Raw genomic sequence first — 15,509 nt, forward strand, 5'->3', positions numbered from 1 at the left:
GTTGCTGTAAGAGGACCGATTGATGCCATTAACAGACCCGCTGATGCTATCGATAGACCCGCTGATGCTCTTAACTATTAGCCTGACCTTTATGCTGGCTGGAATGGTTAAAGGCATTACGGGCATGGGGTTGCCGACGGTGACTCTGGCTATTCTTACGGTCGTTTTAGATCTGCCAACGGCGATGGGCCTTTTGCTCATACCCTCTTTTTGTACCAATCTCTGGCAAGCCTTTAGTGGGGGCGCAGTCGGTATTGTTGTTCGGCGGTGTTGGGCATTTCTCTTACCTGCAACGCTTCTTATCCCCTTGGGAGGCGTGTCACTTTCGTTCATCGACGCCTCTTTACTATCCTCCCTGTTGGGCGTCGTTTTGATTGGTTATGCCGCAGTAAGTCTGCTCGGTCTAAAGCTAATTATTGATGAGAATAAGCAGCGCTGGGCAGGACCACTTTGTGGCGCTGTAAACGGAATACTGACCGGGATGACGGGTTCTTTTGTTGTGCCGGGTGTTATCTATCTGCAAGGGATAGGCCTTAATCGTACCCAGTTAATTCAGGCAATGGGCATGTTATTTACTCTGTCGACGCTGGCACTGGGTGTTAGTCTGAGTGGCAATGAGCTGCTATCAGAAAAGCAGATGATGGTTTCTGCATTGGGCTTAATTCCAGCGATTGCAGGGATGTTAATTGGCCAACGCATTCGAAGCCACTTATCAGAGCAGCTGTTTAGGAAGGTGTTTTTTACCGCCCTATTACTGCTGGGCGGTTATATTTTACTGTCGGTTATTTGAAGTATTGCCTGAGGGGGAAGGAGCCTGTCGGGCTTAACGCAACTCTACTCTACTGCGGAAAAGCCTGAGTCAGTCATTTTTCACAGGCCATTTCGTTAAATAGAATGACTATTCGCCTCAATCGGCTGTAAAAACTGATAGGCCCAGTCTATCCCTCGCTACGACTGGTTAAGTCCGACAGATTTCTAGGAAGTTGTATGAACCGATTTTTTGGATGACTTTTTGCCACGAAAAAGATTCAACTGAGACAGAATCATACCTGCCAGCATTAGGCTGCAGCCTATCAAAGCCCGGTCGCTGAAATCTTCGGCCAACAACCACCATCCGCCGATAGCGGCAAATACCGCTTCCAGACTCATTATGATCGCTGCATGGGATGCGGGTGCATCACGCTGGGCTACGACCTGTAGAGTATATGCAACGCCAACAGAGAGCAGACCCGCATAGGCAATTGGCTGCCAGGCCAGGGCTATATTGGCTAATGAAAGCGTATCTTGTTCAAACATAATAGCGACGATAAAGCTGAGGAGCGCGCAGATAAAAAACTGGATAATAGCCAAGCGAAGATTATCCAGCTGACTGGCCAGCTTGCCGATAACGATCACGTGTGCGGCCCAGAAGAATGCACTGCCCAATACCAGCAAGTCACCGGTGTTAATGCTGAAGCTTTCACCGGCAGACTGATTTACGGTTAGAAAATATAATCCTACTACTGCAAACAGGCCACCGAGCCAGGTATTGAGACGGGTCACATGGCCCAGCAGTAGCCCCATTAGCGGCACTATAATGATGTAGAGTCCGGTGATGAATCCTGCGTTGCCGGCAGATGTCCACAGCAAGCCTGCCTGCTGTAGAGAGGCCCCTAGAAATAGAAAGATACCCGCAGTTATACTTCCCCGTATCATCGCTCTGGGTTCGGTAGATCCAGGTTTAGGGCGAAATATTAACAGTAGTGGTAGTAGTGAAACAGCACCTAGCAGGAAACGGCTACCGTTAAATCCGAACGGGCCTAGATAGTCCATGCCCAGACGCTGGGCAACGAAGGCAAACCCCCAGATTGCAGCGACCAGGAGTAGAGTCAGATCTGCACGGATATTTCGGGTTTCCATCAATGGAACCTCATAAGACAGGAAAAGAGCGGCTATTGTAGATCGCTGTTTTTTTTAAGCAATGGGGGCTATGAAAAAAGGCCGAAACGACCTTTCTGTTTATCCAGAAATGACCTGGCTGTTTATTAAGAGATGGTCTGCCAGTTCAGACCGTTTCTAATTCATCAACCTGGTTGAATGCCTGACGCCCTAGCGCAAACGCTTGGCGATTAAGTTCTACCAGCGACTCTCCTTTGCGTTGAAAACGGTTCAGCAATGCCGCTTCCAGGGTTTCCGGAGGGAAAGGTAGGTGGTCGGCGATAGCCCCGAGCATGATAGAGTTAACCAGTCGTCGGTCGCCCAGTTCTATTGCCGCTTCTCCAGCGTTAAAGCGATGCAATTCAACGGCACTGTTTGCTAGCTGACCGAGTGGGTCTTCGGGGTAATCAAACAGGCCGATTGAAACCACAGGTGGTATCAACGGATAGTCATTTACCATGACGACTGCGCCGGGTTTGAGGTGACTGTGCCAGCGTAGCGCTTCAGCCGGTTCAAAACCGATCATCATATCGGCGTCGCCGGGTTTGATTGAGGGCGAAAGAACTTTTTTACCGAAGCGCACATGGGAAGTTACCACGCCACCCCGTTGAGCCATTCCTGCGACCTCGGTTTTCTTAACGTCGTACCCGAGTGCCAGAGCCGCCTGTGACAATACGTCGGCGGCCGTCATCACGCCCTGTCCGCCGACACCCACTACCAAAATATTGGTGACGATGTCCGTATTCAGTTCAGCTGTCTTATTTTCAACAGTCATTATTTCACCTCAACAGCATTGATGTTGTTGACATTGAATGCCGGAACGATCGCATCGGGTGCACAGGTGTTGGTACATAGATCACAACCGGTACAGGCGGCGGTGTCAATGTTTACAAATGACAGCTCCTTTTCTTTACCGTTGGGTTTGATGACTGTTTCTCTACGGGTAACCAGAATGGCGGGGCAACCGACATCAAGGCAGTTACTGCATCCGGTACACTTATCATCATCTACTTTCAGAGGAGGAAGTTGACTGTAGCGTTCGGTCAGTACGCAGGGCTGATTGGTTATGATGACTGAAGGTTCATTAACCTTAGTTTCGCTGCGCAGCGCTTTAAACAGGGTTGGCAGCTCGTAGGGGTTAACCTCGTGAATTCGTTCCGGTTTAACGCCCAGCGCTTCACAGAGTTTACGGAAGTCGACTTGCATGGTTGCTTCGCCATGAAGATCCAAGCCTGAAGAAGGGGCATTCTGACCACCGGTCATACCTACTGCTCGGTTATCCAGCAACAGAACAGTGACGTTTCCTTTGTTATAGGTGATATCCAACAACCCCTGCATTCCCATATGCATAAAGGTTGAATCGCCAATGACTGCTAATACATTCTTGTTTTCATCTGCAGCACTGCGCCCTTTGTCGATACCCATAGCAACACTGAGGGAGGCGCCCATACTGATGGTTGTATCCAGCGCATTCCAGGGATGTCCTGCTCCCAGGGTATAGCAGCCGATGTCTCCGGCAATGATGGTGTTTTTTATGTGTGACAGGCAGTAGTAGATGCCCAGGTGAGGGCAGGCAACACATAACGTTGGCGGACGGGGAAACAGTTCATCAACTGGAATTAGTTCGCCTTTACAGGTTTTTCCAAGTAGCTTGTCGATGCAAGGGGTCAGTACATGGGGGGCCAGTTCACCTATTCGGGGCAGAATATCCTTACCGTAGACCTTTACGCCAGCCGCTCTCAGTTCGGTCTCAAGCAGTGGTTCTACCTCTTCTACGACAACCAGTTTCTCAACGGTGGCAGAAAATTCACGAATTTTTTCAATCGGTGCAGGGTGACTGAAACCGAGTTTAAAAACAGGCGCGTCGGGGTAAGCCTCTTTTACATGGTAGTAAGCAGCGCCTGATGTGACAAAACCGACAGTTTGGTCACTACCGCTCTCAACATAGTTAAGAGAGTGTGCCTCACTGACCAGACTAAGCGTTTGATCGCGGGCCATCATGAGCGGAATTCGCTTCTTCGCATTACCAGGAACCATGACAAAGCGAGAAGGGTCTTTGGTGAATCCTTTAGGCTCATAGGATTCTGCGGGACTGCAAGTCACCACGCCTTTAACATGGCAAATACGGGTAGTGAGTCGGACTATAACGGGGACTTCATACTGTTCTGACAGACCAAACGCGAGCCGCGTCATTTCGTAAGTTTCCTGTGCGTCGGAGGGCTCTAGCATTGGGAGATGGGCAAACCGGCCCCAGTAACGGGAATCCTGTTCATTCTGGGAAGAGGAGAGGCCAACATCGTCAGCGACAACGAGGACAAGGCCGCCTACCGCCCCAATCAGTGTTTGAGTCATCAGCGCATCGGAAGCTACGTTTACACCCACATGCTTCATTGCGCAAAGTGAGCGGCTTCCAGCCAGAGATGCGCCGATAGCGACCTCGAGTGATACCTTTTCGTTAATCGACCATTCGGAATAAATATTGGGGTATGCCGCAATAAACTCGAGAATCTCAGTTGAAGGAGTACCGGGATAGGCTGATGCAACTGAACATCCGGCATCACGTGCGGCTTGAGCCACAGCTTCATTACCGGAAATAAACTGACGCTGATCCTGCTGAATCGGTTGTGTTGCGCTCAAGGGTAAACTCCTCACTTTGTTTAAAGCGATACATTTATATTTATTTTTAATATAAAAACGAATCACAAAGTAGGTATTCTAAAGTGATAAGACGGGCTACAGACTGATCTGAGTCAAGTATTGAGAATAACCCTTAACGATAAAGACGAAAGTCTGTTGAGGGCAGTAGTTCGTAGCTTAAAAAGCCGTTGTTCTTGGTTCGAACGTATAAGAGCCGTTGTTCGTGGTTCGAACCTTAACAGCCGTGACTTGTAGCTCGACCGTCACAAAGAGCATGACTTGCTCGTTGCTCGATAAAAGCCTTCTTTATTGAATGTAGAAATACCAGATAGATCAAAGCTTTGTAAGGAATTTGTTGAGTTGGTTGGGCAGGGGCTGATAATCATGAGCAACGAGCAACGAGCAACGAGCAACGAGCAACGAGCAACGAGCAACGAGCAACGAGCAACGAGCAACGAGCAACGAGCAACGAGCAACGAGCAACGAGTCAGCTTTCTCGTTGCTGCATATAACGCTCAACCGTATCTACGACAGCCTGTGTTTGACTATCAACTTCCAGATTGATCATGTCGCCTGGAGAAGATGCACCGAACGTGGTTACCGTTAAGGTTTCCGGTATCAGATAAACATTAAACAGAGTGTCTTTTACTTCGCCGATGGTCAGGCTACAACCGTTCAGAGCGACAAAGCCTTTAGGCAGAATATATTTCATCAGCTCTGGCTCAGCTTCAAACCAGATGATACGGTTGTCCTGAGGTTGCTCAATTTTACTGATCGCTGCCTGGCCGTGAATATGTCCGGAAAGAAGGTGTCCGCCTATCTCATCGCCAATCCGGGCCGCACGTTCAAAATTTACCTTGTCGCCGGATTTTAATACACCCAAATTTGTCACTTTCAGGGTTTCCATAATCAGATCGAACTTTACCCGGTTGTCGGTAAAGGCTGTGATTGTCAGGCAGGTACCATTAACCGCGATACTGGCGCCGGTTTGGAGGTTGTCGCAATGCTTTTTTGGAAGCTCTAGCGTTAACTGCATGAACTGATTTTTAATAACTGTCGTAACAACAGTTGCAGTGCCTTGAACAATACCGGTGAACATAATTATTCCTGTTAATACCTGACTGGGCTATGTTTATAGAGGCAGATTGCGTTGATTGCAATGTTTAGGAAGGTGAATATGAAGGTTCTTATCAGTGGTGCAACAGGTTTTATAGGCCGTCACCTTGTATCAAGGCTTCAGGAACATAACCATGAATTGGTTATCTGGGCACGTTCTGATAGTAAAGCGAGAAAATTGTTCGGCGACTCAGTTACGGTTATTACTGATCTTGAGCAGATAGACAGTGGCGATCAGATTGATGGAATTATCAATCTTGCCGGTGAGGGAGTGGTTGATAAACGCTGGAATGTGGAACGTAAGGAAGAGATATTAAATAGTCGCATTGAGACCACAGAAGCACTGATGGATCTGATAAAACGGCTGGAGCGGAATCCAGATGTGCTAATCAGCGGTTCTGCTATCGGTTATTACGGTTGTCGCAGTGATGATGTTCAGCTGGATGAACGGGGTAAGGTCGTCGATGATTTTACTCATCAGCTATGCAAACTCTGGGAAACAACAGCGCTTAAGGCTCAGGCATTCGGCGTCAGGGTCTGTCTGATTCGAACTGGCATTGTATTGGGGGAGGGGGGAGCGTTATCAAAGATGCTGCCTGCTTTCCGTCTAGGTCTTGGAGGGCCGATTGCCCGTGGAACGCAGTGGATGTCCTGGATTCATATTGATGATCAGGTCGAAGTTATTAGTACGATGCTGGCTCAGCAACAGTATGCCGGGGCCTATAATCTGACCGCTCCGGGGGCTGTGACTAACGATGAATTTACCCGGGAGCTGGCTTCCGCGCTAAGTCGTCCAGCTTGGTTTCGTGTACCGGCTGCGATGCTGGAATTACTGATGGGGGATGGCAGCGAACTGTTGATTAAAGGTCAGAGAGTCCACCCTGAGCGGTTGTTAAAATCAGGTTATAAGTTTGCCTTCCCAGATCTGCCATCCGCTCTGCATCAGGTGCTTGAACCAACGGAGCGGGATTAAGCTCGGGGCGTGATTACTCCTGAACAACCTCTTGAAGTTGGTTTTCCCGGATATGCATCAATGCGGACGCCAAAAGGTCACCAGACCAGTGACCTGCCTCAGAACCGTTGATATAACCTTCCATATCAATCAGCAGCAGCTCCAGAGTCTTACTGTTATTCAGGTCGCTCAGGTCGAGGCTGTCGTTGAACTGGTTGTGGGGCCAGAACAATCGGCCCCAGTCGAGCATCAATAGCCGTGCTTCCAGCGGCATATCCTTATTACAGGCATCCACCACTTTACTGAAGGCAAGTTGCTCTTCCTGAATCATTTGATTAAGTTTGTGGCTCTCGTTTACCGGACTGTTGTCTTTGGTGGTTTCAGGTTGAGATTGCTGAACTTTAGGCGCCAGCTGCTTACGTCGTTGGGATGAAAAACTATAGAGCCAGCCGAGGGATGTGATAATGGCTACCGATGCCAATAACCATACTAGTAGGCGAATGCTGCCACTCTTTTCAATCGGTGCCGGTTTATCTGCCGGTAGTTCCATCACAGCCTGACCTGTCTCAGTTATGGTCGTCGTTTCTGTTGTTGCCAGAGCTGCGGGAGTAACGGCTACGATAGCTTTCGGGGAAGCTGGCTCAACCCGAAGCACTATCTGAGGCAGGCTGGCTTTTTCACTTTTATCCGAAGTGATATTCCACCAGGGAATTGTGATCTCCGGGAGTGTTACTTCTCCGCGCTCAGCGGGTGTTATACGAATAGTTTCTGTGCGGCTGCTGACTATCCCTTTGGGAGTGGTTTTTTGTTCCAGACTGACATCTTCAATCTCTATGCTGGCCAATTCATTGCGAAGTGAAATGAGCGAAGGTAGCTGCTCTGCCAATAGACCCTCGGCACTGATTTTTAGTGTACGGGTCTGACTTTCACCTAAGGCAAGATTATTGGGTGCTGTTGTCAGGTCTTCGAGCGTCAGTCTGGTTGCTGGAAGCCAGTAGCCACGAATTTTTTGACTCACCAGGGGTAGAACATCAATCTGGATAGGGTCTGAGTTTAGCTCAGGGGTGCCTGGTCCGGCACTGAAATGAGCGGCTGGAATTGACAGTTGGCCTGCTTGCTCGGGAAAGAGCGCGTAGTTTTGTTCGACAACCTTGTAGGTCTGATCGTTAATCTCACGGGTGTATTGGAGTTTTTCGCCTAGCGGAACAATCACTACTCCACTGATCAGGGGCTCTGAGAGAGAGGCCATCGGCGGAAGGTCGTCGAGATGAAATAGTCGTTGGCTATAGAGTAACTGGCTGTTCTGGTAGACCTCATAGCCGTCCACTGCACTTTCTAAGTAAGCATCCTTACTGATGATTGCAGCCGCTCCCGTATCTCCTGCAACACTGATTAGCAGTGGTTGGCTAAACTCATTATTAAACTGAAGGGGCGGGATTTGGAGCTCACCTGAGTGCCGAGGTCTTAGGAGGATTTTCCAGCGGGTTGTGTATTGATTTGCCCCGTTAGCGAAGCTGGAAACGGTCATCTGCTTACTGCCGAGAAAGTGAAAATCGCGGGTCAGGGGGGAAAAGTCCGGACGGCCTGAAGCCCTTTGGTCTACTTCAACGGTAAGGCGTAGCGCTTCACCTTCAGCCACCGAGTAACGGTCTGAAGAAACGCTAACCTGGGCTAAAACCGGCAGCGCGATGAGTGCAATAAAACCGGCGGTGATGGTACGGACTGAGTGAAACTGAAACGACATAAGCGGGTTTTTCTCTGGTAAGCACTATCAACAACAGGCAACAGTTACATTTTCGCTCTGAATCAGGGCTTGGTGTTCATTGCTGCTACCCTAGCATAACTGAACAATATGGGTAAAAGATATATTTTAGGCCTTCATAAGCCGTTGTTTTTACTATACTCAAATAGATCTCTTTAACTTACTCGGTTGTCTTTATTCAGGGGTATACATGGCTCAGGGAATTCGAGAAACACGAACGGCAATATTAGCAACACTCTCCCGTCAGATTAAAACCCGTTTGCAGGGTAAACGAGCGGTTCAGGTGCAGGCTTTTGCAGACCATTTTTATGCCACCTTAGCCGATGAAGATATTTTTAATTGGCGTAGTGACGACCTCTATGGTTCTACTCTCTCTGCCTGGGAGTTTCTCCAGGAATACTCTTCTGGGCAACCTAAAATTCGGGTATTCAATCCTGATGTTGAACAGCATGGCTGGCAGTCTGTCCACACTATTGTTCAGGTTCTGAGTGACGATTTACCTTTTACGATGGATTCTCTCCGGGTTGAGCTAAGTCGTCGACACCTGGGTATTCACGGAGTCCATAACTCTGTATTGAGTCTGAAACGGGATGAAAGCAATCTCTTTTCTGGCTTTCTTAGTAATACCAGTCGCTCGAAAAGTGTGCATCATGAAACCCTTATCACCCTGGAGATTGATCGCCATACCGGGGCTGAGTTACTCAATGATCTACAAATCGATCTGGATGATGTTTTGTACCAGGTGGGGATTGTGGTTAGCGATTTTGAGTCAATGGAGAATAGCCTTGATGAATTGTTGAAGATGTATGATCAGATTCAACCTGAAAAGCGCCCTGTAGGCCTAGGGGAAACAAGGGAGTTTGTTAGTTGGCTTAAATTGCATTTTACTTTTCTTGGCTATGATGAGTATAAGCTCACTCGAAAGGGCGGTAAAAAGTTAGAAGTCGTTCTGGGCAGCCAGCAGGGGCTGCTGAAATACTGCGATGAATATTGTCGGGCGGAGCTGGTTGATGATTCGCTTCGCGAAAAAGCTCAGTTTTCATTGATTCCCGAGCTGCTCTCATTTACTAAATCACCTAGTAAATCCCGTGTTCACCGACCAGCCTATCCTGACTATATTACTCTGAAACGTTTCGATAATATGGGAAGGGTGACAGGAGAAAGTCGCTTTCTCGGACTATATACATCAGATGTCTATCTCGGTAATTCACGTGAGATTCCTGTCGTTAGAGAGAAAGTAACAGCCGTTTTATCCCGCTCTGAACGGCATAAGAACGGACATGACTGGAAGGAACTGCAGCAGATTCTCGAAGTTCATCCAAGAGATGATCTGTTTCAGGCGAGCATTGATGAGCTTTATGAAACAACAATAAGCATTCTTCATATTCACGAGCGTCGTCAGATTCGCCTTTTCCTGCGGCGGGATAAGTTTGGTCAGTATGTTTCCTGTTTGGTTTACGCTCCGCGTGATGTTTACAGCACCGAGTTTAGATTACGGGCTGAACAGATGCTTCTGGCTGAACTGAATTGTAATCGTGCTGAGTTTAATACCTATTTCTCTGAATCTATTTTAGCTCGGACTCACTTTATTTTACGCAGTGATCAGACGATTCCTGAGAATATTGATGTGGATGCTCTGCAGCAAAAGATCCGTCAGGCTGCCAGAAGCTGGTCAGATGAGTTGTATGATTCGCTTATTGAAACTCTGGGAGAGGAGCGGGGAATTGTTGCGTTTAATCAGTTCGGTCGGGGATTTCCTTCCAGTTATAAAGAGGATTCTCCTGCCCGGACTGCCGTAGTCGATATACAACATATGCAGAAGCTGAATAGTGATCGCCAGTTGTCACTTAGTTTTTACAGTGCGCTAGACAAAAAGACCAGTGGCTACAATTGTAAGTTGTTTAATCTTGGAGCCCCTTTACCTCTTTCTGATATTTTACCCATTTTGGAAAACCTTGGATTACGGGTTATTGATGAGCATCCCTATGCAATAAATAGCCATCAGGACACTGTCTGGATACATGACTTCAGTTTGCAGAGCAGTATGGCTATCCGACATGCCCCACAAGATATGAAAAAGGTATTCCAGGATGCTTTTATGCAGATCTGGGCTGGTAATGCCGCAAATGATAAGTTTAACCGTTTAGTTCTTATGGGAGGGCTCACCTGGCGACAGGTAGATCTGTTACGGGCTTATGCCGCCTATATGAAACAGATACGTTTTCCCCTGATAGGTAGCGCGATCAGTAACACCCTGACAGCTCATAGTGAAATTGCTGAGCAGTTGATCGCACTGTTTGATGCTAAATTTAATCCTGAGAAGCAGAGTGAAACTGATTCCTTACTGCTTGAACAGCGGTTACTGACGAGTCTTGATCAGGTTGAAAACCTGAATGATGATAAAGTTATACGCCAGCTCATTGCGTTGATTAAAGCGACTCTGCGTACCAATTTTTATCAATTAGATAGTCAAGGGAAGGCGAAACCTTATCTTGGGTTAAAAATGAGCCCGGCTGAAATCCCCAATATCCCTGAACCTTGTCCGATGTTCGAAGTATTTGTTTTCTCTTCTCGTTTTGAAGGGGTTCATCTTCGGGGAGGCAAGGTCGCTCGGGGTGGTTTGCGCTGGTCCGATCGTTACGAAGATTACCGTACAGAAGTGCTGGGGTTGGTAAAAGCGCAGCAGGTAAAAAATTCAGTCATTGTTCCAGTGGGAGCCAAAGGTGGCTTTGTTGCCAAACGCCTTCATCCACAGATGAGCCGGGAGGAATGGCAGTCAGAGGGCGTTGCGTGTTACCGCCAGTTTATCAGTGCGCTGCTGGATCTGACCGATAATCTGGTGGATGGAGAAGTCATTCCACCCGTCAATGTCGTACGTTTCGATGAGGATGATCCTTATCTGGTGGTTGCTGCAGATAAAGGGACAGCTACATTTTCTGATATAGCTAATGAGATCGCCCGACAGTATAACTTCTGGCTAGATGATGCGTTTGCATCTGGAGGCAGCCAAGGTTACGACCATAAGAAAATGGGTATTACGGCAAAGGGGGCCTGGGTCTCAGTTGAACGCCATTTCAGGGAGTTAGGTGTCAATATTTCGCAGACTGATTTTAGCGTCATCGGTGTGGGGGATATGTCCGGTGATGTGTTTGGCAATGGGATGTTGCTTTCAAAGCACATTCGTTTGCTGGCTGCCTTTAACCATCTGCATATATTTGTTGACCCTGCTCCAGATGCAGCCCAAAGCTGGCAAGAGCGCGAGCGGCTGTTCAATCTGCCGAGATCAGGATGGAATGATTATGATAAGAAATTAATTGCTAAAGGCGGTGGTGTTTTTAATCGCACTGCTAAATCGATTCAGATTAGTCCTGAGATGAAACATGTCTTTGATATTACAGAGGATCGTCTGCCCCCTAATGAACTGATATCTTGTCTGCTTAGCGCCCCGGTAGATCTATTGTGGAACGGTGGTATCGGTACTTATATCAAAGCCAGCGATGAAACCCATGAGATGGTTGGAGATAAGGCTAATGATAGTTTACGCATCGATGCCCGGACTCTTCACTGTCGCGTTATCGGAGAGGGTGGGAATCTTGGTGTTACTCAGCGGGCCAGGATGGAGTATGCGCGCTTTTTTGGTCGGATGAATACTGATTTTATTGATAATGCAGGAGGTGTTGATTGTTCCGATCATGAGGTCAATATCAAGATTTTGCTTAACGATGTTGTTGTGAATGGAGATCTTACACAAAAACAGCGTAACCAATTACTCTTCGAGATGACCGGTGAAATCAGTCAGTTAGTACTGATTAATAATTATCGTCAGGTTCAGGCAATCAGCTTGGAGCAGATCCATGCGGTGAACGGGATGGGGGAAAATCGTCGCTACATTCAGGATCTTGAGCAACGAGGGCAGTTAAACCGTCGACTTGAATTTCTTCCTGAAGATGAGGCACTGACAGAGCGACAGGTTGAAGGGGTAGGTCTCACCCGTCCAGAGTTAGCGGTTCTGGTCTCATACAGTAAGGGGGAGCTGAAACAACAGTTATTGGATTCACAGACCCCCGATGATCCATATATGGGTAGAGAGTTGGCGACCGCTTTTCCCAAACGTTTAATCAAACCTTATCAGGAGTTTCTGCAACAGCACCCATTGAAACGGGAGATTATTTCGACCCAGTTAGCCAATAATATGGTTAATTACATGGGGTTTAAATTTGTCGATCGTTTGCGCTCATCCACCCGTTCAGGAATTGATCGTATTGCGCGTGCGTATGTACTGGCCCGGGAGGTTTTTGATCTTCAGAATATTTGGTTACGGATAGAAGCGTTAGACTATTTGGTGGAAGCCAACATACAACTGGCGATGATGAATGAACTTCAGTATTTGGTGCGTAGGGCAACACGGTGGTTCGTGGTCAATCGCAGTGAAAATGAAACGATCTGTGAGAAAGAGGTCGAACTTTATCGTGTGACTATCAGTGAGATTGCCGGTCAGTTAGGGCGCTACCTTTGTGGCCAGCCAAAGCAGGACTGGCATGAAGCTTATGAGCGTTATGTGGATGCCGGTGTGCCTGAGGATCTGGCCGCTATGATTGCTGGAAACCGGTGTTTGTATACTGTTTTGAATATCATCGATGTGGCAGGTGCAAACGATCAGCCGGTTGATCGTGTAACCGAAACTATGTTCAAGGTTGGGGAAAGGTTACATCTACACTGGTTGAATAGCCGGTTGAACGAACTGGAACGGGGCAATCAGTGGCAGTCACTGGCGCGCGAGTCCTTCCGTGATGATATTGATAACCAGCAACGAATTATCGTGTCTGCTGTACTCAGATATGCCGCCGGGGATGATGTTCTTGAGAGTTGGGCTGCTCAGCATGAACAACCGCTTGCGCGCTGGCTGCAGCTTATCAGTGAGCTTAAAGCTGCAGAGAAGCCGGATTATGCAATGTATACAGTAACTATTGCTGAATTGGTGGAATTGGGGCGAAGCTGCCAGTAGAATACTGCCGACTGCTTTCTAAGTGCCGGGGGCTTTGGTTATACCCGGGCTTAGTGTCATCTTTCAATTCTAATCAGATCTAAAATATGCAGCACATTGTCGTTGATATAAGTTTGTCTTCAGATGAATATTTGGCCCATTATCGGCAACAGGTACGTGATGTTGTTGCGATAAGCCGGGATGGTAGGCGAGTTCGCTTTCCTTCATCGTTGTTGCAACCCTACCTCCTGCATAACGGGATTCAAGGTAGTTTTCGGATAAGTTTTACCGATTCTGGAAAATTCAATAGCATTGAGCGGCTCTGATTTTTTTACAGGGCTTGCCGCTTTGCATATAATGCCCGCACATTAATTCGACTAACGGAATCCCATGCTCTATCAAGCTGCCCGATCTTTGTTATTTAAGCTCGATCCAGAAACGGCCCACGACCTGTCTTTGAATAGCCTGAACCTGATGGCTAATCTGGGATTGAGTTCTCTTTGTTCAAGCAAAAAGCTCAGTTCGCCGGTTGAAGTGATGGGGATTCAGTTCCCTAATCCGGTTGGTCTGGCTGCGGGTCTGGATAAAAATGGCATAGCCATCGATGGCATGGGGGCATTAGGATTTGGTTTTGTTGAGGTGGGTACCGTTACACCGCGTCCTCAACCAGGCAACCCTAAACCAAGAATGTTTCGTATTCCCGAGCATCAGGCCATTATCAATCGGATGGGTTTTAATAATCAGGGTGTAGATACACTGCTGGCGAATATCGAAAAAAGTCGCTTTCAGGGTGTTCTGGGTATAAATATTGGTAAGAACTTTGATACCCCGGTTGAAAATGCTACGGATGATTATCTGATCTGTATGCGCAAAGTGTACGATAAAGCTTCCTATATTACGGTTAACGTATCATCGCCTAACACACCGGGACTTCGCTCCTTGCAGTTCGGGGACTCCCTGAATGAATTGTTGGCGGCACTTAAGACAGAGCAGGCAAAGCTGGCTCAGCTTCACGGTAAGTATGTTCCTGTGGCGGTCAAAATTGCACCGGATATGAGTGAAGATGAGTTTGGTCTGGTCGCTTCCGCGCTTAAATCATATGAGATGGATGGTGTTATCGCGACGAATACCACGCTGTCACGTGAAGGTGTAGAAGACTCTCCTGTTGCCGCTGAAGCGGGTGGTTTGAGCGGCGTGCCGGTACGAAATGCTTCGACTAAGGCTATACGGGTGTTGGCCCGTGAGTTGGATGGTGCGCTACCTATTATCGGTGTGGGTGGTATTACCAATGGCTTTGATGCTGCTGAAAAGATAGAAGCTGGCGCTTCCTTGGTGCAGGTATATTCTGGATTTATCTACCGAGGCCCCGAGCTGATCACCGAATCGGTTAAAGCGATTGCGGAGCTTAATGCCAAGGCTTAGTTTAGTGGAGCTTTTACCAATGTAAGAAAGGCTCCCTGGGGAGCCTTTCTTCTTTGTTCTTTCCCAAATTAAAGTGGGTTTGTTAGTGGAGAGATGGGTTAATGTTTATAGCTGAGACACCCGATTGACCATTCCAGTGGGCTTCCCGACCTTCTCGCCAACCACTCATCCAGTGGCTACGTAGGTCTAGAATATTGACTGGGCACTCGTCTCTTGATTTACCGACGAGCCCGGCTTGAAAACCGCGGTTGAAAAGTACTGAAGAACGATCACGTTTTTGTCTCTTCATAAGACAGCCTCTCTGGTTCTTTATATTTTTCGATAGGTTACTGAATGTGACGTGCTTAACAGTGAAATAGTAATTAGTCATTTCAGCGAATCTTTGCCGTCTCAGTAAACCTGGTTTTTGTGACTTACTTGCTCCTGTTGTATGTGTTGCCTAGTTTCGTTACTTAGCTTATCTGTCATAGTTTGTTAAATCGGACTATGAACTTCACAGAATTTCACAATGGCGGAAATAAGATTGGGTGTGTAATTAAAAAAAGATATTAAAGATCGCGTTTTAATAGAATTACTATAAACGCAACTGCAAAAATAGTTATGACTTCAATGGCTTGCAAAGTATCTTCAAACTATAAAATTCGAAATGAAAAAAATTCACTTTAATAACAATTGTTTTGAAATCTAATCTTAGTCATTGGTCTTAAAAGCGTTTGCCG

Annotated in this window: 11 protein-coding genes; 5 read left to right on the plus strand and 6 right to left on the minus strand. The window is 47.4% G+C overall.

Annotated elements, in window-relative coordinates:
- Positions 1 to 22: 22 nt before the first annotated feature.
- Positions 23 to 790: a sulfite exporter TauE/SafE family protein gene (locus tag QZZ54_RS03620; protein WP_290698712.1), complete on the plus strand. Its 768-nt coding sequence runs from the start codon at positions 23 to 25 to the stop codon at positions 788 to 790.
- Positions 791 to 975: 185 nt separating this feature from the next.
- Here the strand turns inward: QZZ54_RS03620 and QZZ54_RS03625 are convergent, their stop codons facing one another.
- The 4 genes from QZZ54_RS03625 to QZZ54_RS03640 form a co-directional block, all read right to left on the minus strand.
- Positions 976 to 1,899: a DMT family transporter gene (locus QZZ54_RS03625; protein ID WP_290698715.1), complete on the minus strand. Its 924-nt coding sequence runs from the start codon at positions 1,897 to 1,899 to the stop codon at positions 976 to 978.
- Positions 1,900 to 2,044: 145 nt separating this feature from the next.
- The gene (locus QZZ54_RS03630; protein WP_290698718.1) at positions 2,045 to 2,692 is read right to left on the minus strand and encodes an indolepyruvate oxidoreductase subunit beta; all 648 of its coding nucleotides are present in this window, start codon (positions 2,690 to 2,692) and stop codon (positions 2,045 to 2,047) included.
- Positions 2,692 to 4,554 carry a thiamine pyrophosphate-dependent enzyme gene (locus tag QZZ54_RS03635; protein WP_290698721.1) on the minus strand — a complete coding sequence of 621 codons (1,863 nt, stop codon included), beginning with the start codon at positions 4,552 to 4,554 and terminating at the stop codon, positions 2,692 to 2,694. Before QZZ54_RS03635 ends, QZZ54_RS03630 begins: the two co-directional genes overlap by 1 nt.
- A 487-nt stretch (positions 4,555 to 5,041) precedes the next feature.
- Entirely contained in the window at positions 5,042 to 5,653 is a 612-nt protein-coding gene (locus QZZ54_RS03640; protein WP_290698724.1) for a riboflavin synthase subunit alpha, read from the minus strand.
- A gap of 78 nt (positions 5,654 to 5,731) precedes the next feature.
- Between QZZ54_RS03640 and QZZ54_RS03645 the strand changes: the two genes are divergently transcribed.
- Positions 5,732 to 6,643: a TIGR01777 family oxidoreductase gene (locus tag QZZ54_RS03645; RefSeq protein ID WP_290698727.1), complete on the plus strand. Its 912-nt coding sequence runs from the start codon at positions 5,732 to 5,734 to the stop codon at positions 6,641 to 6,643.
- A 13-nt stretch (positions 6,644 to 6,656) separates the two neighbouring features.
- Here the strand turns inward: QZZ54_RS03645 and QZZ54_RS03650 are convergent, their stop codons facing one another.
- Positions 6,657 to 8,366 carry a BatD family protein gene (locus tag QZZ54_RS03650; protein ID WP_290698730.1) on the minus strand — a complete coding sequence of 570 codons (1,710 nt, stop codon included), beginning with the start codon at positions 8,364 to 8,366 and terminating at the stop codon, positions 6,657 to 6,659.
- Between the two features lie 208 nt (positions 8,367 to 8,574).
- Between QZZ54_RS03650 and QZZ54_RS03655 the strand changes: the two genes are divergently transcribed.
- From QZZ54_RS03655 to QZZ54_RS03665, 3 genes are all read left to right on the plus strand, one after another.
- Complete coding sequence (locus QZZ54_RS03655) at positions 8,575 to 13,389, plus strand: NAD-glutamate dehydrogenase (RefSeq protein ID WP_290698733.1); 4,815 nt, start codon at positions 8,575 to 8,577, stop codon at positions 13,387 to 13,389.
- Between the two features lie 86 nt (positions 13,390 to 13,475).
- Entirely contained in the window at positions 13,476 to 13,694 is a 219-nt protein-coding gene (locus QZZ54_RS03660) for a DUF2835 domain-containing protein (protein ID WP_290698736.1), read from the plus strand.
- Between the two features lie 64 nt (positions 13,695 to 13,758).
- Positions 13,759 to 14,790: a quinone-dependent dihydroorotate dehydrogenase gene (locus QZZ54_RS03665; RefSeq protein ID WP_290698739.1), complete on the plus strand. Its 1,032-nt coding sequence runs from the start codon at positions 13,759 to 13,761 to the stop codon at positions 14,788 to 14,790.
- Between the two features lie 82 nt (positions 14,791 to 14,872).
- Here the strand turns inward: QZZ54_RS03665 and QZZ54_RS03670 are convergent, their stop codons facing one another.
- On the minus strand, positions 14,873 to 15,079 hold the full coding sequence (locus QZZ54_RS03670; protein WP_290698742.1) for a ribosome modulation factor: 207 nt from the start codon (positions 15,077 to 15,079) through the stop codon (positions 14,873 to 14,875).
- Positions 15,080 to 15,509 lie beyond the last annotated feature (430 nt).

It is taken from the genome of Amphritea sp. (assembly GCF_016744155.1).
GTDB lineage: Bacteria > Pseudomonadota > Gammaproteobacteria > Pseudomonadales > Balneatricaceae > Amphritea.

Excerpts from the sequence above, each read along its gene's own strand:
- QZZ54_RS03620 (WP_290698712.1), top strand. The coding sequence starts at position 23 with ATGCCATTAACAGACCCGCTGATGCTATCGATAGACCCGCTGATGCTC.
- QZZ54_RS03625 (WP_290698715.1), bottom strand. The coding sequence starts at position 1,899 with ATGGAAACCCGAAATATCCGTGCAGATCTGACTCTACTCCTGGTCGCT.
- QZZ54_RS03630 (WP_290698718.1), bottom strand. The coding sequence starts at position 2,692 with ATGACTGTTGAAAATAAGACAGCTGAACTGAATACGGACATCGTCACC.
- QZZ54_RS03640 (WP_290698724.1), bottom strand. The coding sequence starts at position 5,653 with ATGTTCACCGGTATTGTTCAAGGCACTGCAACTGTTGTTACGACAGTT.
- QZZ54_RS03645 (WP_290698727.1), top strand. The coding sequence starts at position 5,732 with ATGAAGGTTCTTATCAGTGGTGCAACAGGTTTTATAGGCCGTCACCTT.
- QZZ54_RS03650 (WP_290698730.1), bottom strand. The coding sequence starts at position 8,366 with ATGTCGTTTCAGTTTCACTCAGTCCGTACCATCACCGCCGGTTTTATT.
- QZZ54_RS03655 (WP_290698733.1), top strand. The coding sequence starts at position 8,575 with ATGGCTCAGGGAATTCGAGAAACACGAACGGCAATATTAGCAACACTC.
- QZZ54_RS03660 (WP_290698736.1), top strand. The coding sequence starts at position 13,476 with ATGCAGCACATTGTCGTTGATATAAGTTTGTCTTCAGATGAATATTTG.
- QZZ54_RS03665 (WP_290698739.1), top strand. The coding sequence starts at position 13,759 with ATGCTCTATCAAGCTGCCCGATCTTTGTTATTTAAGCTCGATCCAGAA.
- QZZ54_RS03670 (WP_290698742.1), bottom strand. The coding sequence starts at position 15,079 with ATGAAGAGACAAAAACGTGATCGTTCTTCAGTACTTTTCAACCGCGGT.